The sequence below is a fragment of the Pseudomonas sp. MF6394 genome, assembly GCF_002018845.1.
Lineage (GTDB): Bacteria > Pseudomonadota > Gammaproteobacteria > Pseudomonadales > Pseudomonadaceae > Aquipseudomonas > Aquipseudomonas lactis.
The window spans coordinates 91,547-111,960 of record NZ_MVOJ01000023.1; the positions used below are offsets into that span (position 1 = coordinate 91,547).

A 20,414-nucleotide genomic window follows, 5' to 3' on the forward strand; every position below is an offset into this window, starting at 1 on the left:
TCCAGAAAGCCCGCGTTATCGTTGACGTTTTTCGCGAGCAAGCTCGCTCCTACAAATAACCATCGCGTCGGCCATGAGTCCACGCGCACTTTTACAGGTAAACTCCCCTCCTTTTCATCTTCTCCACGGAGTTCGCCTTGCGTCTGTTTCATACCTCCGACTGGCACTTGGGCCAAAACCTTCACGGCCAGGAACGCGACTTCGAACACGCCTGTTTCCTTGAATGGCTGCTGGGCCAACTCAAGGCCCAGCGCCCGGATGTGCTGTTGATCGCCGGCGATATCTTCGACACGGTCAACCCGCCGCTCAAGGCCCAGGAGCGCTTGTATGACTTCATCATCAGCGCTCACGAACAACAGCCGACACTGACCATTGTGATGATTGCCGGTAACCATGACTCCGGCTCGCGCATCGAATTGCCCGCGCCCCTGATGCGCCGCTTGCGCACCCATGCCCTGGGCCGAGTATTGTGGCTGGATGATGGCCAATTGGATGCCGAGCGCCTGCTGATCCCGCTGCCCAATGCCAAAGGCAAGATCGCCGCCTGGTGCCTGGCACTGCCCTTCCTGCGCCCAGCGGAAGTCACCGGCGCGCAGCTAGGCGATGATTACCTGCGCGGCATCGGCCAAGTGCATGAATGGCTGATCGCAGCCGCCAATGCCAAGCGCAACAAAGGCCAGGCATTGATAGCCATCAGCCATGCACACATGGCCGGTGGGTCGGTGTCCGAAGACTCCGAACGCAGCCTGATCATCGGTAATGCCGAGGCGCTGCCCGCCACACTGTTCGACCGAAGCGTGGCGTATGTGGCCCTCGGCCATTTGCACAAGCCGCAAAAGGTCAATGGCGAGGAGCGCATTCGCTACAGCGGCTCGCCTATACCCTTGTCCTTCTCCGAAATCGGCTACAAGCACCAGATTCTCGACGTGACGTTCCAGGGCGAAAGGCTGGTGGGCTGCGAACCGATCCTGATCCCCCGCTCCGTCAACCTGCAACGCCTGGACGCCGCGCCCCTGGCCGATATCCTCAAGCAACTCGGTGAGTTGCCCGACATCGACCTGCTCGCTGAAACCCAGCGCCACCCTTGGCTGGAAGTGCGCGTGCGCCTCGACGAGCCGCAACCAGACCTGCGTCAACAGATCGAAACCGCGTTGCAAGGCAAGGCCGTGCGCCTGGTGCGTATCGCCGCCGAGTACGCCGGCACGCGCGGCAGCGCAGAGGCAGACGATGCGCAACTGATCGAACTCGACCAACGCACGCCCCAGGAATTGTTCAGCCGCGCCTGGCAGGACAGCTACGGCAGTGAGGTGGATGAACAGACCTTGAAGGACTTCGCCGTGCTGCTCCAGGAAGTGCAACAGGAGGGCGAACAGCCATGAAGATCCTCGCCATCCGCTTGAAAAACCTCGCCTCCCTGGCGGGCCCGTTCGAAATCGACTTTACCGCCGAGCCGTTGGCCAGCGCGGGTCTGTTCGCCATCACCGGGCCGACCGGCGCGGGTAAAAGTACCCTGCTCGATGCGCTGTGCCTGGCGCTGTTTGGCGCGGTGCCGCGCCTGGGTGACACCGGCCAGGCCAAGATGCCGGACGCCGACACGGATATTTCCATCGGCGACCCGCGCACCCTGATTCGACGCGGCACTGGCGGCGGCTATGCCGAGGTGGATTTTGTCGGTGTCAGTGGCCGTCGCTACCGTGCGCGCTGGGAAGCCAACCGCGCCCGCGACAAGGCCAGCGGCAAGTTACAGAACAGCCGGCAAAGCCTGATCGACCTGGACAGCGACCAACTGCTGGCCAGCCAGAAAACCGAGTACAAGACCCAGCTGGAATTGGCCCTGGGCCTGAACTTCGAGCAGTTCACCCGTGCGGTGCTGCTGGCGCAAAGCGAGTTCAGCGCCTTCCTCAAGGCCAATGACAACGAGCGCAGCGAACTGCTGGAAAAGCTCACCGACACCGCGCTCTACACCCAGCTCGGCCGCCGTGCGTTCGACAAGGCCAAAGAGGCCAAGGACGCCCACAAACAGCTGCAGGACCAAGCCACCGGCGTGGTGCCCCTGGCCCCCGAAGCCCGCGCCGAGCTGGATCAACAGTTGGCCCAAGCCCAGCAGCAGCTCAAGAGCCAACAAGCCCAGCTCAAGCAGCTGGAGTTGCAGCACACCTGGCTCAAGGAACTGCGTGAATGGCAGGAGCGCCATCAGCATGCTGTGGAGCAACTGCAACGCGACGAGCAGACCTGGGCCGACCAAGGTCAGCAACGCCAGGACCTGAGCCTTCTGGAGCAGTTGGCACCGCAACGCCATCACTTCCTGCGCCAGGCAGAACTCGCCACCTTGCTGACGCCCCTGGCGGCACAGATTGCCCAGCACCTCGAGCAACAAACCGCCCTGCACACCCGCCAGGAACAGGCGCAACACCAGCAAGTGGCCGCCCAGGCAGCACTGGCCGCGGCCCTGAAACACCAGGCCGACGCCGCCCCCCTGCTGCGCCAGGCCATCGAAGAGCAAAACACCCTCGCCCACGTGAGCCGCGAACTGGCCAAGCGCAACGAGGAAAAACACCAGCACGAAAGCGCCTGCATCGAAGGCCAGGCCCTGCTCGACGGTTTGCAACACACGCAGGCCCAAGGCACCGAGCGCCTGCACCGCCTGGCCACCGAGCTTGAACACAGCGCCGCCCTCGCGCCGCTGAGCGATGCCTGGAACGCCTACCGTGACCGCCTGCAACAGTTGGTGTTGATCGGCAATCGCCTCAACCAAGGCCAGGCCGAGCTGGGGCAACTCGAACAGCGCGCCAGCGCCGCCTCCGAACAGTTCACCCAACAGCGCGAAGCCCTGGATTTGCTCTACCACGAGGCCGGTGCCGAACCGCACGCGGTGGCCGAACAAATCCAATTGCTGGCCAGCCTGCTGCAAGACAATCGCAAGCAACAGCGCGCCTTCGAAGACCTGGCCCGTTTGTGGGACAGCCAGCAACAGTTGGATCAACAGGCAGGTGCGCTCACGCAAAGGCTCGCCGAGGCCGCGCAAAAACGCGAACAACTGAACCAGACCGGCCTGCAAACCAAGGCCGAACTCACCGTTGCCGAACAAACCCTGGCGGTGACCAAACAACTGCTGGAGCGCCAACGCCTGGCCCGCAGTGCCAGCGTCGAGGAATTACGCGAGCAGTTGCAGGATGACCAACCCTGCCCGGTGTGCGGTAGCCACGAACACCCCTATCACCAGCCTGAAGCCCTGCTGCAAAGCCTGGGTCGCCATGATGAAAGTGAAGAGGCGGCGGCGCAGAAAGCCGTCGACAGCCTCAAGGAAAAACTCACTGAATTGCGCGGTGAAGTGGGCGGCCTGATCGCTCAGCAGAAAGAGTTTCTGCAACAGCAGGAGCAGTTGGCCATGCAGCAGCAGGGGTTGGCACCGAGCCTGCAAGCCCATCCGCTGTGCGCCTCGCTGTTCAACCAGGACGTCGACAAGCGCAGCCCTTGGCTGGCCCAGCAACTGGCCCAATTGACTCAAAGCATCAGCCAGGACGAACAACGCCAGGGCGCCCTGCTCAACCTGCAACAGAACGCCGGGCGCTTGCAGCAACAATTGCAAGCCGCCCAGGACGCCAGCCAGCAAGCCCGGCAATTGCTGGTGGATCAACAGCGGCAATTGGCCGGCGACCGCGAACGCCTGGAGACGGAACTCAGCGCCTTCGCCAGCCTGTTGCCCGCCGATACACTGGAAGGTTTGCGCAACGCGCCTGCGGCGACTTTCATGCAGCTCGACCAGCAAGTCAGCCAGCGCCTTGAGCAGTTGGGCCATCAACGCGATGAGCAGGCCGAGCAGCAGGAGCGCCAACAGGCCATCGAGAAACAACACACCCACCAGCAGCATCGTCAGCAGCAACTCGACACCTTGAATCTGCAAGTCGCCGAGCTGGCCGACCAGCAACACGCCGTCCAGGAAAAACTCCGCGCCTTGCTAGGGGACCACCCCAGCGCCGAACACTGGCAACAGCAACTGGAGCAAGCCGTCATCCAGTCCCGCCAAAGCGAGGCCGACGCCAACCAGGAACTGCACGCCGTGCACACGGCCCTGGTACAACTGGCCGCCGACCTCAACGCCCAGCAGCAACGCCAGCAGGCATTGGAGGCGGAACAGCAAGCCCTTGCGACCCGCATCAGCGAATGGCGCGCCCTGCACCCCGAACTGGATGATCAGGGCCTGGCACGCCTGTTGGCCTTTGATGAGCCCCAGGTCGCGCAGTTACGCCAGCACCTGCACAGCAGCGAAAAGGCCGTGGAGCAAGCCAAGGTTCTGCTGCACGAGCGCGAACAGCGCCTGGCCGAACACCAGGCCCTGCACAATGGCAACCTGGAGGCCGAGCAACTGGACGCCACCCTGGCAACGCTTAACCAGCAACTGCTCGAGGGTGAGAAACACTGCGCCGAACTGCGCGCACGCCAGTCCGAAGACCAGCGCCGCCAGAATGCCAACCAGGCCCTGGCCGAACAGATTGCCAAGGCTTACGAGCAGTGGCAGCGCTGGGCCCGCCTGAATGCGTTGATCGGCTCGGCCACCGGCGACACCTTCCGCAAGATCGCCCAGGCCTACAACCTCGACTTGCTGGTGCACCACGCCAACGTGCAACTGCGCCAACTGGTGCGCCGCTACCGGCTTAAACGCGGCGGCAGCATGCTCGGGCTGTTGGTCATGGACACAGAAATGGGCGATGAACTGCGCTCGGTGCACTCGCTGTCCGGTGGCGAAACCTTCCTGGTGTCGTTGGCACTGGCGTTGGGGCTGGCGTCGATGGCGTCGAGCACCTTGAAGATCGAGTCGCTGTTTATCGACGAAGGCTTTGGCAGCCTCGATCCCGAGTCATTGCAACTGGCGATGGACGCCCTGGACGGCTTACAGGCCCAGGGCCGCAAGGTGGCGGTGATCTCCCACGTACAGGAAATGCATGAACGCATCCCGGTGCAGATCCAGGTCCAGCGCCAGGGCAATGGCCTGAGCACGTTGGAGGTCAAGTGAGCGAAGCGCTGCTGTATTCGTTCCGGCGCTGCCCCTATGCAATGCGAGCGCGGCTGGCGCTGCGCTACTCCGGCGTGGCGGTGCGCATTATCGAAGTCAGCCTGAAAGCCAAGCCGGCCGAGATGCTGGCGCTGTCGCCCAAGGGCACGGTGCCGGTGCTGAGCGTCGGAGGCCGCGTAATCGAGGAAAGCCTGCAGATCATGCAGTGGGCACTGACGCAGCACGATCCCGATGATTGGCTGCTGCAAGGTGCCCCTGGGGTGCTGGCGTTGATTGCCGAGAATGATCAGGTGTTCAAGCATCATTTGAATCGATACAAGTACGCCGAACGCTACCCGGAGCAATCGATGGAGCATTATCGGGCCGAGGGTGAGGTGTTCTTGCGCAAGCTGGAAGATTTGCTGGCGAACCGTGAGTATCTGCTCGCCGACCACCTGAGCCTGGCAGATGCGGCACTGATGCCGTTTGTACGCCAGTTTGCCCATGTGGATCGGGAGTGGTTTGCGAGCACGCCGTATCGGCGTTTGCAGGACTGGCTGCAACGGTTTCTGGATTCGCCGTTGTTTATGGCGGTGATGACGAAACCCTGAGGCTAATCCAATCAACTGTGGGAGCTGGCTTGCCTGCGATGGCCATAGGACAACTCTGTAGCGCTCAACGGTAACCACGATGCGAAGCGAGCCGCTCTTGATCTTGATCTGCTTTTGATCTTAGGCGCCCCGTCAAACCACGCTGGCCGGAATTCGACAGGGATTTGGGGGGTAAACCGGCAGGGATGCCGGTTTAGCCGCCCCGCGCCATGGATGGCGCGTGGCGGCGGCCCCCCAAATCACTGGCGAATTACGGGCACACCGAGCCCAAGCGAGGTGCCGAGTGGTGGGGCGAGGACCTTTTGGTTACTTTTGGGTCCTTCCAAAAGTGACCCGCTGTCAGAGCGGAACCCTAAGTGGCCGTTACCGCAGCAATGGATATGTACACGCTCCAACTGTGTTGACTGCCAGGCCGCCTTCGCGAGCAAGCCCGCTCCCACAGTTGGATCGTTGGGGCGCCAGGTAGATATGGGGCGGCTGTGAGGCCGCCATCGCAGGCAAGCCAGCTCCCACAGTTGGATCGTGGGGTTTCAGGTAGATAGGTGTCGGCTGGCAGGCCATCATCGTAGGCAAGCCAGCTCCCACAGTTGACCTTGGCTCAATGGCGCCTCAGTGCTGGCTCTTGTGATCCAGCGCAGCATAGAAGTTGGCGCTCTGTTGCAGGTATTTCTGGGTATAGGCCGTGACACTGGATTTTTTGCCGGAGACTTCCACGCTGGCAGCGGCAGGCAGTGCCACAGTGGCGGAAACAGCAGAAGCAGCAATGATCGAGAAGAGATTGAAATTCATGGCGGTAACCCTTGTGTGCGTTTGGTTGGGTGGCCTGTGAAGGCCTTGGAACCCAACTTACGCCCGAGGGTTGAACCTTAGAAATGCTTTGAAACAGTAGCCGTTATCACTGCGATTAATACAAAGGCTCAGGCCCCGCATTGCGGGGCCTGTGGCTTATTGACGCACCAGAAACTTGAGGTCGCTGGGGGCATCGATCGGCAATTTCTGCACGGTTTTACCCAGCAGGCCGGTGTTGGGGTCGCGCTCGACCACCACGATTTCATTGCTTTTCTGGTTGGCGACCAGCAGGAACTTGCCGCTCGGGTCGAGGCTGAACTCACGCGGATGGTCGCCTTCGACAGAGCGCCGCTGGATTTCCTTGAGGTGCGCGGTGGCCGGGTCGATGCTGAACACCAGCATCTGATTGGCCGTGCCACGGTTGCTCACGTACAGGAATTTGCCGTCGTTTGACGCATGCAACGCCGCACCGGCCTTGTCGGACACCGGTTGGCCGGCGGCATAGTCCACCAACTGGGTTTGCTTAAGCTTGCCGTCGTTGTAGTCGAACACGGCCACCTGGGCGCTCATCTCAGTGGTCAGCCAGGCGTGTTTGCCGTCCGCGCTGAACAGCAAGTGACGCGGGCCGCTGCCCGGTGGCAGCTGCACCGACGCCGGGTTGGCCGCGGTGAGTGGCAGCTCGTGATTGGCCTTGGGGTCGTAGCGGTAGGCAAATACCTTGTCTGCGCCCAGGTCCTGCACGAATACATACTTGCCGTCCGGCGATGACACCACCGAATGCACATGGTTGGACGCCTGGCGCTCCGGGTTCACGCGGCTGGCAGGGTGCCCGCTCAACTGCACCGGCGCCGACAGCTTGCCACTGGCATCCACCGGCAAGATCGCCAAGCTGCCACCCGGGTCTTCCACCACCGAATAGTTGGCGACGAACAGGTAACGTCCATCGGCGGCCACGCTGGAATGGGTGGGCTCATTGCCCAGGCTCTGCACCTGGTTGATCAGGGTCAGCTGGTGATTCTGCGGGTCGATGCTGTAGCTGCTGACACGCCCCACCGGGTCTTCCTGGCCCGGGCCGTTTTCATTGACCACGAACAACTGCTTCTGGTCTTTGGAAATCGTCAGCCAGGAAGGGTTGGCGGTTTTCGCCGCCAGCACCGGCTTGCCGTTGAACTGCCCGGTGCGGCTGTCGAACTGCAGGCGGTAAATACCCTCGCTGCTACCGGCGGTGTAGCTGCCCACCAGCAGTTCATGCACATCGCTGGGTGCGGCCTGTACCGACATCGCACCGACACTGCCAGCCATCAGCAGGGGCCAGAATTTACGCATCATCATCCGCTTCGTCCTCATTGTTATTGGTGCCGGTGAAGGCGCTCATGCAGATCAAGCGGTGCTCGCCCGACTCACCGGTAAGGGTCCAGCTTTGCAGCGTGTCGTCAAATGTGGCGGCGTCCACCTGCGCCGTGGTGAAGCTCCAGCGTTTTTCGGCCCGGCCATCCATGGCGGTAATCACAAGCTTTAGTTCAGTCAACTCGAAATCAAAGGCATGCAGGCCGTCGATTTCAAGCATGTCGCTGGTTTCAAGCACGGGGCGCAAGGAGGCGGATTCGGCAGTCATAACATCAATCGTTCAGAGGAAAGACCCCATGATAGGGCAAATGGTTGCAGCGGCGTAAATCCTCGCGAGACCTGCGCCGCGTTTACATGCAGCCATACATCCCGCGCCCCTGCTCCACCCCGTGCCGTATCAAGGGTTGACGGCCAGCGCGTGCCAATGGAAATGCCTGATTACCTTTTGCCGATTTCACTGAAAAACCCGCCTCGGTAGTTTCCTTGTTACCTGCCCGCATGACGCGAACAGGGTCACCTCTATGACTAGCATGACTCGACAAGGAAGCTGCACGATGATCCAGGGAAACTACCCCCAGCGTTTTTTTGCCCCTAACCTGCCCCTGTCACTGCCAACCCCGGCTGCACGCCAGACCGTCGCCCCCCATCAAGAACCCTTATCGAATACCGCAAACGACCAACCACTGAGCCGGCCCCGGCGTGCATCCGCACCGTTGCGCACCACAGGGACCACCGCTTCCACCCCAGCCACCGAAAGCTCGGCGCCGCTCACCGCAACGGCGGTCGCCCACCAGTTCGATACCCGCCCTACGCTACGTTCAGTGGTGTCGGGGATGCTCGAGGAGGCGATCAAAAGCCTGTACCCCACTTTGGCATTCAATCCCGCCGAAACGGCGGTCGCCGAACCCATTTCAAGCAGCCCGCCCCAGTACCGCCTGACCCCCTTGCTGGACATCGCCCTGAGGCACCTGACCACCGAAGGCGACCTCGACTTTACCGACAAACATGCACTGCCCTGTACGCTGGTCGACCCAGCCACCGGGCACACCCTCAAACCGGCGCCATCGCCGGATGCCCTGATGCCTGGTATTGATATGCAAGCCATCGAGCTGGCGATCCGCAGCCTGCGCGCCCCGCTCAAAAAAACCTTCGAACAGGCCCTGCTCAAGCACTTCATGGGCAGCACCGATGCCCACTCTCAAGGCAACAACCACTGGCGCTGGCTCAGCGACACGCTGCGCGACACCTTGACCATCGCCGCTCTGAAACAGCCGGGGCTCAGCGCTCAACAGCGCGAAACCCTCGACCAGGTACTGACCTACCCGGACCGTGCGCAGCGCCAAGCGGCCAAAGGCGAGGCCGCGGCGCAGGTGTTTATCCTCGACTCTGCAGTGAGCCATGCCGGTGGCAATGCCTCGCAACTCACCCCAGACCTGCTGATCACGCGCCAGGTCAATGGCCGCACGCAGGTGATGCACGTCACCGCCGCCGGCGTGGTGACGCCCTATGACTCCTTGCACGCATTCGGCCAAGCCTGGGGCAAGAAGATGGGCGACGCCTTCGTCTTTGAGTCCCTGAACTGGAAGCGCCAGGAGCCTGCGGGGAATATTTTCGATACCCAGGCGGCGGTCATCCTCAATGCCATGGTGGAGAACGTTGCGTCCATCGAGGTGCCCACCACCGGCTCGCTTGAGGCGTTGGAGCAGGCTTTCGCCCAGGCCAGCGACCCGAGCCCCTGGTTTGTCGGGGCCTATGCACCCAACGCGCGCGAGCTTGAACGCCTGCATGAACAGCTGCCCACCTGGTTCGGCTCGGCAAGCGCCGCAGAACGTGACACCTATCGACAGCACGCACTGGCCCTGGCCAGCAGTGTGCGCCGCAACAATGGCCGCACCTTCCTCGACGGCATCCCCGATATCCGCACCTACGCCGAGCAACAGCTCGACCAGCATTTAGCCGGCAAGGGTTATACGGCCAAGGATGTGGAGGTGGTGTTCAAGGTCCCGGTGGGCGATATGGGCAGCAACTACCTGGAACGGGTGAAAATGAGCCTGGTGGACATGGCCCTGGAAAACCTTTCGGGCTTGCCCAAGGGTGAGATGGAAGTCCACCTGCATGGGCAACGGGTCAGCGATGCCAGCCTGCCAAAAATGCTCAAGGACTTGATCAACACCGTGGACATAGGCGGCCACTACCCCGAGTTGCTCAAGCGTGAACTGTTGAACGACAGCCCAGCGGCCCGTGATCGGCTGGCACGCTTCATCGAGCAGGTACCCCTGCAGCTCGCGATGCAGGCCTTGGAGCTCAAGCTCAAGGGTGAAGCCGGCATCACCGCCCAGGGCCACGCGTTTATCGAAGCCGTCACCCAACCCGGCGCGGGCAGCAAATGGGTGGACGGCCAAGAGATTACCGTGCGGCCCCTGGCGTTTGTGCGCAAGCCGGGAGCGACGCCGGATGTGGTCGCCAATATGTTCATCATCGAACCGCTGGCCAGCGACAGCGGCCCACACCTTTTATATCGCCCCCAACTGAAGCCGGCACTGCTGGAGTTCGCCAGCCGCGACGCGCTGCTGGAGGCCATCCGCAAGCCCGGTGCGCTGCAGGAAAGCGTGTTGGCCTGGTTGCCGGACGACAAAGTACGGGCGGTGTACGGCAATGGCGGTTTTCACACGCCCAATATTGCCCGTTTTACCGTATTCAATGAGTTTGACCCGCCTGCGACGCCCAAGCCGACCGCCCTGGCTGTCGACGGCTATGCCGCTGCCAGCACGCTACGCCAGGACCTGCTCAATGGCGACCTGGCCACGCACTGGTTCCACTCCAACGCCAACAGCCTGGTTACCCTCGCAGAAGGCCAATCCACTTCCGATGCGCAAAGCCGCTGGGCTTCCTACAAGGAACTCGGCTGGCTGCTGTTCAATACCCTGCTGCCGCTGATGCGCGGGCCGGGCGCCATGGTCGGCTGGTTGCTGCAACTGGCCAATGCCGAAAACGACATCAAGCGCCTGTCGACCGCGAACGATCCGGACCCGGCCGGGGCAATGGTCGACCTGCTGGTGAACCTGGGCATGACCCTGACCCATGTCCCTGTTGCCGAACCCACGCCGACGCGCACCTTTGAGCCGTTCAAGCCGGGGCCAGAGACCAGCAACCCCGCGCCTCGCCCCCATCAGAGCAATGACCCCGTGCGCCCTGCGCCCATCATTCACCAGGACCCGAGCGCGCCGGTCACCACCGGTTTGGGTGCGGGTACGGCCATCGATATCAGGCTGTCGAGCCCACGCGGACTCACCCCTGAGCTGCGCGCGCACATCGACTCGTTCAAGGTGCCCGCACCAACAGCTCCCGGCACCCCCATCGCCGAAGGCATCAGGAAGGGCCTGTATCAGGTGGATAACCGCTGGTACGCCAAGATCGACAACCACTGGTTTCGCGTCGCCACCGACCTGGATGGCCCTTACGTGATTGACGAACACAACAAGGCACGCACCGCGCCCTCGATAGCACGGGACGCCCGGGGCAACTGGTATTTTGATCTGGCGCCCAGGCTCAAGGGCGGTATGCCGAAAACCAAAGACTTGCAGAGTAAGATCAAACAAAACCTGGAAGCCAAGGCCCGTACCGAAGCGGATTTTCAACGCGGCTGGCAGGAACGCAGCAAGATTTCAAAAGAACATGCTGGCAGCATGGAAAAAATCCGCAACACCCTTGCCGAGTACGAACAAGCACGAAAAAAACTCAAGACGCTGCGCAGCCTGGCAACCAATGAAGCATCTGCTGGGCGTTTCGCGGGGACCTACTCCAATCAGCGGCAGGTCGCCGACGCACTCAGGGCCGACCTGGCCCAACAACTTGAAAACCTCAGGCCGTTGACGCAGTCACTGATAGCGGCCAGCGAGCACAACATCGAAACCTTGGCGCCGAAAAAGATCGGCGGCATTGACGATTTATCCGAGTTCAAAGAGAACCGCTCACTGGAATATCAGCAGACTCTAAGCGCGCTGATCGAGATAGATACTGTATACGTGCGTTTGGCCAGCGACACGCTGAAATATGGTGTGAATGGCGCCTCATTGGTTGAACTGACCGACAGATCCAATAACGGTTTAGAGGCGTCCTATAACGAAATGATGGAAGCGTACAAAATAGGCTATCAAGACACAGAGCACCTGTTGGCACTGCGAAAAACCATGAGTGCCATATTCGAAAGCTGGAGGAACGACTCGCCTTTTGGCCACAAGGCCGCCGAGGACTTTCTCAAGCAACGGTATCCGGTGTCCATGAACACCCTGCGACTCATACCACAACTGAACAGATTGTTGTACCTCCAGCAATTGACCACCACACGGGCTGCACGTCGCCCCGATGAAGCCGTGTATTTGCAGATGAACCGCTTGATGACAGAAAACCTGAAAACCGAGATATTGACCTATGAGGATCTTCGCCAATACCACGACTACACCCTTGAGGAGCGCCATGCCGCATTGATCACCATTATTACCAAGTTCAAACAAGTGCTGAACGACAGTCGACTGATGCAAGAGCAGCGCCCAGAGTTTTTTCGGGTCGAGTACCACCACCGCTTCAACGAATTGCTCAATGAGTTCATCACTCAGGCCGAAACCGAACTGGTCCAGGTGGTCAAAGAAGAGCAGTTTCTGCTTCCTGCCGCGCCCGCGCGCACCAACCAAAGGGCGAAACCGCAGAATCAACGCGTGTTCAGGACCGAGCACCAGGAAACATTTATCGGCACATTGCGCCCTTCGGAGCCGGGCCGGACCGTCGATATCATCGACGTGGTCGACCCAAGGAGCGGGCAACCCATTGCCAGCTACAGCGAACACCCTGGGGAACGCGGCTGGGTGAAAATCGTCCAGGGACAGCCCACAGCACCTCGCCCAGCCTCACCGCCCAAGTCCTGGTCCACGTATAAGAATGAGGCGCAAAACCTCATCGACGGCGTGCCGAAGATAGAAAAAACCATCCTCTTTCAGAAAAAGAAACTCGATGACCCGCTGTGGCGAGACACTGTCAGCCCCCGCGACTGGAACGACATGCTCGAAGCCCAGGCCAACCTGCTTTTCGAGAAGGCGCAACAGGCGCAAGCCGCCCACGGCAACAAGCCGGAAACCGCCGAATGGGTGGCGCGCTGGCGAGCAGCGGCCGAGCAAATGTTGCAAAAGGCCCGCCAGCATACCGCCGATGGCTATCTGGTACAGACGCCCACGGCGGAAAACGTCGATTACCTGTGGCGTCACGGTTTTGTCGATATCAACCTGGTACGGCGCGACATCCCGACCAGAAGTGGCGATGTCTTCACCGAGTATGTGGTGCGCAAGAAAAACAAAATCGATGCGTTGTGGTATGCCCACTTCCACTATCCGAAAAAAGGCTGGGCACGTGATGACTTTAGGGCGGCGCACCTGAAAACACCGCTGCAACGCATCAAGACTCAAAAGATGCTGATTGAGGAAGCCGGAAACAACGGGGTCGTTGAGAAACTCATCAGGGCCGCTATCACCAAGCCGCTGGCTGAAAAGCTGTTCTTGAAATTGTGAAAGCCTGGGCCCGAGGCCCAACAAAAAAAGCCGCACAGTGTGCGGCTTTTTGTTCTTCTACCCAGGCTTAATGCGCGAACAATGAGTTGCCCTTCTGCCCCGCCAGCTTCTCGGGTTTGATCAGGAACCGCGCCAGCGCCGGCAACAGCCACAGCGCGCCGAACATGTTCCACAGCAGCATGAAGGTCAGCATCAGGCCCATGTCAGCCTGGAACTTGATGGCCGAGAAGATCCAGGTGCACACGCCGATGGCCAGGCACAGGCCGGTGAACAGCACGGCTTTACCGGTGGATTTCAGCGTCTGGTAATACGCCTCTTGCAACGGCAGGCCGGCACGCAGGAAGCTTTCCAGGCGGCTGTAAATGTAGATGCCGTAGTCCACGCCAATGCCCACACCCAAGGCCACCACCGGCAAGGTTGCGACCTTGACGCCAATGCCCATGAACGCCATCAACGCGTTACCCAGTACCGAGGTCAGCACCAGCGGCAGCACGATGCACAGGGTCGCTGCCCAGGAACGGAAGGTGATCATGCACATGGTCGCTACACACAGGTACACGAGGATCAGAATGATCAGCTCCGACTCCTTGATCACCTCATTGGTGGCCGCTTCGATCCCGGCATTACCCGCGGCGAGGATGAATTCCAGGCCGTCCTTGTTGTTTTCCTTGGCGAAGTCCTGCACCGCATGCACGGCGCGGTCGAGGGTTTCGGCCTTGTGGTCGTTGAGGAACACCAGCACTGGCGCCAGGGAGCAATTGTTGTTGTACAAGCCATCGGCACGGGCGATGGAGTTGTTCAGCACATCCGGGTTACGCGACAGAGTTTCCCATTTCAGGTTGCCCTCGTTCATGCCCTTGATCATTTGCTTGGACACGGTCACCAACGAGATCGCCGACTGCACGCCCTCGGTGTTCTGCATCTTCCACATCAACTGGTCGATGGGCGCCATGGCTTCATACCGCGAGCAGCCTTCGGCCTTGGTCTTGACCATCACCACCAGCACGTCGGAACTGGTGGAGTAATTGCTGATGATGAAGTTGTTGTCCTTGTTGTAGCGCGAGTCCGGGCGCAGTTCCGGTGCGCCTTGGTCCAGGTCGCCGATCTTCAGGTTCTGGCTGTACCAGAGGCCCCCACCAAAGGCGATCAGGGCCAGGAACACCGAAACCGGCGCGACTTTCGGGCTGGCGAATTTGGACAGCAGGCGCCAGAAGCTATGTTCGCGGTTCGCGTCTTTCTTGCTCTTGGCGATGGCGCGCTTGCTGATGCCCACGTAGGAAATCGCGACCGGTAGCAGGATCAGGTTAGTGAACACAATGACCGCCACGCCGATGGACGCGCCGATGGCCAGTTCGCGGATCACGCCAATGTCGATGATCAGCAGCGTGATGAAGCCTACCGCATCCGCCAGAATGGCGATCATCCCCGGCAGGAACAGTTGCCGGAAGGTACGCCGCGCGGCGGTCAGGGCGTTGTCTGCCTCGCTGGATTGCAGGGCAATGCCGTTGATCTTCTGCACCCCATGGGAAATGCCGATGGCGAAGATCAGGAACGGCACCAGCATGGAATACGGGTCCAGCCCGAAACCGAAAAAGTGCATCAACCCGAGTTGCCAGACCACCGCCACCAATGTCGTACTCAACACCGCAATGGTGCTGCGCAGGCAATTGGTGAACCACAACAGCAGAACCAGGGTGATGACAAACGCAACGCCGAAGAACAGCACCACCATCACCAGGCCGTCGATCAGGTCGCCAACCTTTTTGGCAAAGCCGACAATATGAATCTTGACGTTGGGGTTCTGGGTTTCGAACTTGTCGCGGATCTTGTCTTCAAGTTCATGGGAGAACTTGCGATAGTCCAGGGCCAGCAACTTGCCCTGGTCTTGCGGGTCCGGGTAGGACTCCAACAGCGGGATATCAACGATGCTCGACTTGAAGTCATTGGCCACCAGCCGCCCGACCTGGCCGGACTTGAGCACGTTATTGCGCAACTGGTCGAGGCTTTGCGGCGAGCCGTTGTAGCTCTGCGGGATGACCTCCCCGCCGGCAAACCCTTCTTCGGTCACTTCAGTCCAGCGCACGCTGGGACTCCACAGCGACTTGAGGCCCGAGCGGTCCACACCGGAGATGTAGAACACCTCGTCATGGATCTGGCGCAGGGTCTCCATGTATTCCTTAGTGAAGATGTCGCCGTCCTTGGCCTCCACCGAAATTCGCACGGTGTTGCCCAGGTTGGCCAAATCGTTGCGGTGCTCCATCATTTTTTCGATGAAGGGGTGCTTGAGCGGGATCATCTTTTCAAAGCTGGTGGACGGGCGAATCAGGGTCGCCTGCCAGAACAGGAAGAGGCTCACCAGCAGGCAGATGACGATCACCGCCGGGCGATTATTGAAGATCAGACGCTCAAGAAAGGTCGCTTTATCGTTGTGATGACTGCTCATTGAATCCCCGCCTTCTTATTATTTTGAGAGCTCTGCGCCGGCCGAAGTGGCAACCCGCACGCCACCCTGCCCCGCGAGGATCAAATTGCCATTGCCTGCCGCCGTGACCGCCGAGAGTGAAATGCGGTCTGGGCGATTGAACACACTGAAAGTCTGGCCGTCGTCATGGCTGACCACGACGCTGCCGCCGTTGCCGACCACAACGATGGAGCCGTCCTCCAGCAAGGTCGCCCCCGACAGGCCAAACTCCAACGCACCACGCGCCGCGTTCAATTGGACCTGCTCCCAGGTGCTGCCAAAGTCGGTGGAACGGTAGAGGTTGCCGCGCAAACCATACGCCAGCAGGGTCTGTGGCTGTGCGGTGCTGATCACGCCAAACAGTGAACCCTCGTAAGGGCCTTCGAGTTTCTCCCAGGTCTGGCCGTCATCGCTGGAGCGAAACATGCTGCCTTGCTCACCGACGATAAACAGGCCGGCGCCCTTGATCTGGGCGATGGCGTTGAGGTGGTACTGGTCTTCGTTGTCGAGACGCTCGCTGACATCGTTCCAGGTTTTGCCGCCGTCGGTGGTTTCGATCAGCGCACCGTAGGCGCCCACGGCCAGGCCGTGGTTGGCGTCGTTGAACCACACATCGAGCAACGGCGCTTCGCGTTTGAGGTCTTGATATTGCTGGGTCCACGTGGCGCCGCCATCGGTACTGGCAAGAATCTGCGCATCATGGCCGACGGCCCAACCGTGCTGATCATCAACGAAAAACACCGCCGTGAGCAGTTGCCGGGTGGGTACTTTGGCTTGGGCCCAGGTGTTGCCCTGGTCATCGGAATAAAGGATATGCCCGCGATCACCGACCGCCACCAGGCGCTTGCCCGCGTGAACCACGTCGATCATCAAGCCTTTGGCGGCCTTGGGGGATTCAATCGCAAAGACTGCGGCGGCGGGGGTATCGCTGGCGGCCAGCACCGGCAGCGACAATACGCTGCCAGCAAGCAGCGAGAGCGCTGTGGCCAGCAACGCAACCCTGCGTGCGGCGCGTGGGCGGCAAACAACCCAACCCATGACAGGCTCACTCATAGACCTTTCTCCCATTTATTATTGTTAGGTCGTCTTCTCTGCCAGGACCTTGAAACCTGCAATCTAGAGCGCCTGGAGGAAGCAGGGGCCATCCTATCGGGCTTTGGAATCGTCTGACAATCGGCGCTACGTTATCTTTTGTTAACTGATGGCTGCAAAGCGAAGGGTGAATAGCCGAGCATTCGGCGCAATGATGGCGTTTTAACGTGCGATATCGGAAATTTCGACGGGCCTATTCGGAAACGGCTTACTGGCTGGCCCTTTGCAAGCTGAACCACAATCGGCGCTCAAACCTTGCCATAAGGACGCGCCAGCCATGACCCCCCCTGCCCTAACCCTATTAGTGTCTTGCCTGCTTCTGGTTTCCTGTACGACCTACGATCGAACGTGGGTCAAGGCCGATGCCTCCCGCGAGCAACGCAAGCATCAGCAAGCAGCGTGTGAAGCGGATGCCCTACGGGCACTGCCCCCCAATAACGTGAGGGCGTCGGCCACGTCCAAACGCTCAACCTGCTCGAGTGACGACAGCACCTGCAAGAAAAAGAATGAACAGACCGACACCGAGTACAGCTATACGGATAAAAACCGGCTGCCTCGCGAAACGTTGATCAAGGACTGCATGTACAAAAATGGTTGGAGTCGCACAAAAGTCGAACGGCCGCTGATCAAGTGGTGAGCGATCAGGCACAATGAATTTTTATTCCATCTATTGAATTTAGGGAATATTTATTCCATTAATAGACTTCCTGAAAACAATAATCCAAAGGACCACGACGATGCGTGAACTCGGAATCGGCTTGATCGGCACAGGCTTCATGGGCCGCGCCCACGCGCTGGCGTTCAATAACGCGCGGGCGGTATTTGAACTGCCGGTGCACCTCAAGCTGGCCGCCCTGGCCGATGCCGACACCGAGCGCGCCCAGCGTTGCGCCAGCGCCTGGGGGTTTGCCCAGGCCCATGGTGACTGGCAAGCGCTGGTCAACGATCCCAAGGTCGACGTCGTAGCCATCACCACCCCCAACCATTTGCATTACCCCATGGCCATGGCCGCAATAGCGGCGGGTAAAGCCGTGTATTGCGAAAAGCCCCTGGCCGTCAGCCTTGAACAAGCCGATGCCATGCGCCGCGCCGCCCATACCGCCGGGGTGGTGACTCGGGTCGGCTACAACTACCAGCACAATCCGATGATCGTGCTGGCGCGGCAGATGATTGCCCGGGGCGAATTGGGCCAGATCATCAGTTTTCAAGGTGAGTTCAGCGAAGACTTCATGGCCGACCCGGCTTCCCCTTGGTCGTGGCGCTGCGAAGTGGAGCATGCTGGCGGCGCCCTGGCCGACCTGGGCAGCCATTTGCTGTCGATGGCCCGCTATCTGGTGGGCGAGGTAACCCATGTGTGTGCCGATACCCAGACCGTACACAGCCAGCGCCCCGCCACCGCCGGCAGCCCGACCTCAAAAACCATTGCCGTGGATGACCAGGCGCACGCCCTGTTGCGCTTTGCCAACGGCGCCCGTGGCACGGTGAGCAGCAGTTGGCTCAAGCACGGCTACAAGAACCATCTGAGTTTCGAGATCAGCGGTACCCTAGGCACGCTGGCGTTTGACCAGGAACGCTTGAATGAACTGCGCCTGTGCCGCATCGGCCAGGACGGTTTCCAGCGCCTGCTGGCTGGCCCTGCCCTGCCCGGCTATGCGGCCTTCAGCCCGGCCGCGGGGCATCAATTGGGCTATAACGAGTTGAAGACGTTGGAAGTGCACGAGTTGATCATGGCCCTGGCCGGCCACGGGGCGCAGGGCACGGACTTTGAGGCGGCGTGGGAGGTGGAGCGGTTGGCGACGGCGATTCGAGTGGCGGCTCAGGAAGAACGCTGGGTCAAGGTTGGCGAGCTTTAAATACATTGATAAGAACGTTCACGGGGAAAGGGGCGACAGCCTTTCCCCAAGACAAGCACCCATTGGCTGAGTCGCACTTCAAACAGTAATTTTTCCCAACTTCAAATAATCACCTCCCCACCAACACACGCAATACTTCACACACTCGCACACAGACAACTCACACCTTAAGTACGCCCCTTACTTACCATTACACGCCGCAATAAATACCCTCTGGTCTTACGCCAACAAATAAGCCACTTTACGCCACGACAGAAACTTAAAAGCGTTCTGCATCTCAACCCAATGCAACATTCGGAACACATTCATGTCACTTATCAAAAACCAACATCCTGTACACGTCGGACATCAAATTCACCCCCTCTCGATCAACACGCCAACAGCCGACCCATCCGCCGTTTCGCTATCGGACAAAGTTGCTCATGACCTTACCCGGGAAAACTTCAAATTAAAGGACAACAATGGCGACGGACAAATAACCGTCTCATATAAGTTTTTCAACTCATCCGACCCGGACACCGCCTGGCTTAAAAACGGTGGTGCATTTGAGTTCAGCCAGGCCAGGAAAAAAGCCTTCAAGCGCGCGATGCAGGCTTGGGAAGACGTGGTCAAGGTCAAGTTCACCGAAAATGCCAAGGACGCTGATGCTTTTTTTGTACTTCATGCCAGTGACGGTGTGGGTGGACATGCCGGCAGGCCAGGCGATGGGAAAAGTGCCATCATTGGCATCGGCGTCGGCAACAAAAATTTGCCTGCGCATTCTTCCATGATCCATGAGCTCGGTCATAGTCTGGGCTTAGGCCATCCAACCGAAAATTATCCAGAAAACAATAAAACCCATACGGCCATGAGTTACAGAAACAAATGGTGGCGTCCCGCGGACGAACGTGGCGTCAGTATTTCTGATAGTAACTTGACCCCCGCGATGCATGACATTGCAGCCGCCCATCGTTTATACACGCCCAACTATGAAACCCGAAAAGGCAATACAACTTATGGCTTCAATTCAAACACTGAGCGTGATCATTACACCTTGACCTCCGCCGACGAACTGACCAACTTTTGTGTCTGGGACAACGGTGGTGAAGATACCTTGGACTTTTCCGGTTTCAAGCAGAACCAAAAGATCAATTTGAACGCCGAGACACTCTCGGATGTAGGCGGCCGTGTGAGCAACGTCTCCATCGCCAAGGGCGTTGTGGTGGAGAATGCCATCGGTGGCTCAGGGCATGACGTACTGACCGGCAACCAGGTCAATAACAGACTAACCGGCGGGGCCGGTGGAGACACACTGATAGGCGGCGGGGGTGCTGATACCTTTGTTTATAACAAAGCCAGCGACTCCAGCCCGGCGAACCCGGACAGACTTGAAGACTTTACCAGCGGTGTCGACAAGATCGACCTGTCCAGGGTTCTCAAGGAAGCCGGCATTGAAAAGCCAACGCTGGTGAACGCACTGACCGGTCGCAAAGGCGAGCTAACGCTGAGTTACGATAAAGACGCCAAGATGCACAAACTGGTTCTCGACGTGAACGGCAAGCTTGATTCCGCACTAGTGATTCTAAGCAAAAGGCCTATAAAGCTAGACGACATCCTGACGCAGGCTGCCCCAAAACCCGAGCCTGAGCCCGAATCAGACCCCAAGCCCGAGCCTAAACCCAAGCCTGAATCAGAACCCAAGCCCCATACACATCTGACGCTGCCGACGAA

The 20,414-nt window shown here is 59.8% G+C and carries 12 protein-coding genes; 7 read left to right on the forward strand and 5 right to left on the reverse strand.

Annotated features, from left to right (window positions below):
- The first annotated feature begins 137 nt into the window (after nt 1-137).
- The 3 genes from MF6394_RS21885 to MF6394_RS21895 are packed head-to-tail and all read left to right on the forward strand — an operon-like array spanning nt 138 to nt 5,604.
- Nucleotides 138-1,379, forward strand: coding sequence for an exonuclease SbcCD subunit D C-terminal domain-containing protein (locus MF6394_RS21885; protein ID WP_078467521.1), 1,242 nt, complete (start codon nt 138-140; stop codon nt 1,377-1,379).
- Nucleotides 1,376-5,014, forward strand: a complete 3,639-nt coding sequence (locus MF6394_RS21890; RefSeq protein ID WP_078467522.1) for an AAA family ATPase — start codon at nt 1,376-1,378, stop codon at nt 5,012-5,014. Before MF6394_RS21885 ends, MF6394_RS21890 begins: the two co-directional genes overlap by 4 nt.
- The gene (locus MF6394_RS21895) at nt 5,011-5,604 is read left to right on the forward strand and encodes a glutathione S-transferase (RefSeq protein WP_078467523.1); all 594 of its coding nucleotides are present in this window, start codon (nt 5,011-5,013) and stop codon (nt 5,602-5,604) included. Before MF6394_RS21890 ends, MF6394_RS21895 begins: the two co-directional genes overlap by 4 nt.
- A gap of 609 nt (nt 5,605-6,213) precedes the next feature.
- On the opposite strand, the gene MF6394_RS21905 is transcribed toward MF6394_RS21895, so the two are convergent.
- From MF6394_RS21905 to MF6394_RS21915, 3 genes are all read right to left on the reverse strand, one after another.
- A complete protein-coding gene (locus tag MF6394_RS21905) occupies nt 6,214-6,393 on the reverse strand; it encodes a hypothetical protein (protein ID WP_032892147.1) in 180 nt (59 codons plus the stop codon).
- A gap of 156 nt (nt 6,394-6,549) precedes the next feature.
- Complete coding sequence (locus tag MF6394_RS21910; RefSeq protein ID WP_044273424.1) at nt 6,550-7,725, reverse strand: lactonase family protein; 1,176 nt, start codon at nt 7,723-7,725, stop codon at nt 6,550-6,552.
- Nucleotides 7,712-8,008, reverse strand: a complete 297-nt coding sequence (locus MF6394_RS21915; RefSeq protein WP_044273423.1) for a DUF5629 family protein — start codon at nt 8,006-8,008, stop codon at nt 7,712-7,714. Before MF6394_RS21915 ends, MF6394_RS21910 begins: the two co-directional genes overlap by 14 nt.
- 286 nt (nt 8,009-8,294) lie before the next feature.
- Between MF6394_RS21915 and MF6394_RS21920 the strand changes: the two genes are divergently transcribed.
- Nucleotides 8,295-13,298 (forward strand): dermonecrotic toxin domain-containing protein, encoded by a 5,004-nt coding sequence (locus tag MF6394_RS21920; protein WP_078467524.1) that lies wholly within the window; start codon nt 8,295-8,297, stop codon nt 13,296-13,298.
- A gap of 67 nt (nt 13,299-13,365) precedes the next feature.
- On the opposite strand, the gene MF6394_RS21925 is transcribed toward MF6394_RS21920, so the two are convergent.
- A complete protein-coding gene (locus MF6394_RS21925; RefSeq protein ID WP_044273422.1) occupies nt 13,366-15,741 on the reverse strand; it encodes an efflux RND transporter permease subunit in 2,376 nt (791 codons plus the stop codon).
- A gap of 18 nt (nt 15,742-15,759) precedes the next feature.
- Entirely contained in the window at nt 15,760-16,797 is a 1,038-nt protein-coding gene (locus MF6394_RS21930) for a WD40/YVTN/BNR-like repeat-containing protein (RefSeq protein ID WP_047710689.1), read from the reverse strand.
- Between the two features lie 331 nt (nt 16,798-17,128).
- Between MF6394_RS21930 and MF6394_RS21935 the strand changes: the two genes are divergently transcribed.
- The 3 genes from MF6394_RS21935 to MF6394_RS21945 all read left to right on the forward strand — a co-directional run.
- The gene (locus MF6394_RS21935; protein ID WP_078467525.1) at nt 17,129-17,488 is read left to right on the forward strand and encodes a hypothetical protein; all 360 of its coding nucleotides are present in this window, start codon (nt 17,129-17,131) and stop codon (nt 17,486-17,488) included.
- 100 nt (nt 17,489-17,588) lie between these two features.
- Nucleotides 17,589-18,704: a Gfo/Idh/MocA family protein gene (locus MF6394_RS21940; protein ID WP_078467526.1), complete on the forward strand. Its 1,116-nt coding sequence runs from the start codon at nt 17,589-17,591 to the stop codon at nt 18,702-18,704.
- Between the two features lie 307 nt (nt 18,705-19,011).
- Nucleotides 19,012-20,414, forward strand: a 1,403-nt coding sequence (locus MF6394_RS21945; RefSeq protein WP_078467527.1) for a M10 family metallopeptidase C-terminal domain-containing protein, incomplete at its 3' end; no start/stop codon positions are given.

What these genes read in the sequence shown, in the direction of transcription:
- MF6394_RS21940 (WP_078467526.1), top strand. Translation starts at nt 17,589, where the DNA reads ATGCGTGAACTCGGAATCGGCTTGATCGGCACAGGCTTCATGGGCCGC.
- MF6394_RS21915 (WP_044273423.1), bottom strand. Translation starts at nt 8,008, where the DNA reads ATGACTGCCGAATCCGCCTCCTTGCGCCCCGTGCTTGAAACCAGCGAC.
- MF6394_RS21930 (WP_047710689.1), bottom strand. Translation starts at nt 16,797, where the DNA reads ATGGGTTGGGTTGTTTGCCGCCCACGCGCCGCACGCAGGGTTGCGTTG.
- MF6394_RS21935 (WP_078467525.1), top strand. Translation starts at nt 17,129, where the DNA reads ATGACCCCCCCTGCCCTAACCCTATTAGTGTCTTGCCTGCTTCTGGTT.
- MF6394_RS21925 (WP_044273422.1), bottom strand. Translation starts at nt 15,741, where the DNA reads ATGAGCAGTCATCACAACGATAAAGCGACCTTTCTTGAGCGTCTGATC.
- MF6394_RS21905 (WP_032892147.1), bottom strand. Translation starts at nt 6,393, where the DNA reads ATGAATTTCAATCTCTTCTCGATCATTGCTGCTTCTGCTGTTTCCGCC.
- MF6394_RS21890 (WP_078467522.1), top strand. Translation starts at nt 1,376, where the DNA reads ATGAAGATCCTCGCCATCCGCTTGAAAAACCTCGCCTCCCTGGCGGGC.
- MF6394_RS21910 (WP_044273424.1), bottom strand. Translation starts at nt 7,725, where the DNA reads ATGATGATGCGTAAATTCTGGCCCCTGCTGATGGCTGGCAGTGTCGGT.
- MF6394_RS21920 (WP_078467524.1), top strand. Translation starts at nt 8,295, where the DNA reads ATGATCCAGGGAAACTACCCCCAGCGTTTTTTTGCCCCTAACCTGCCC.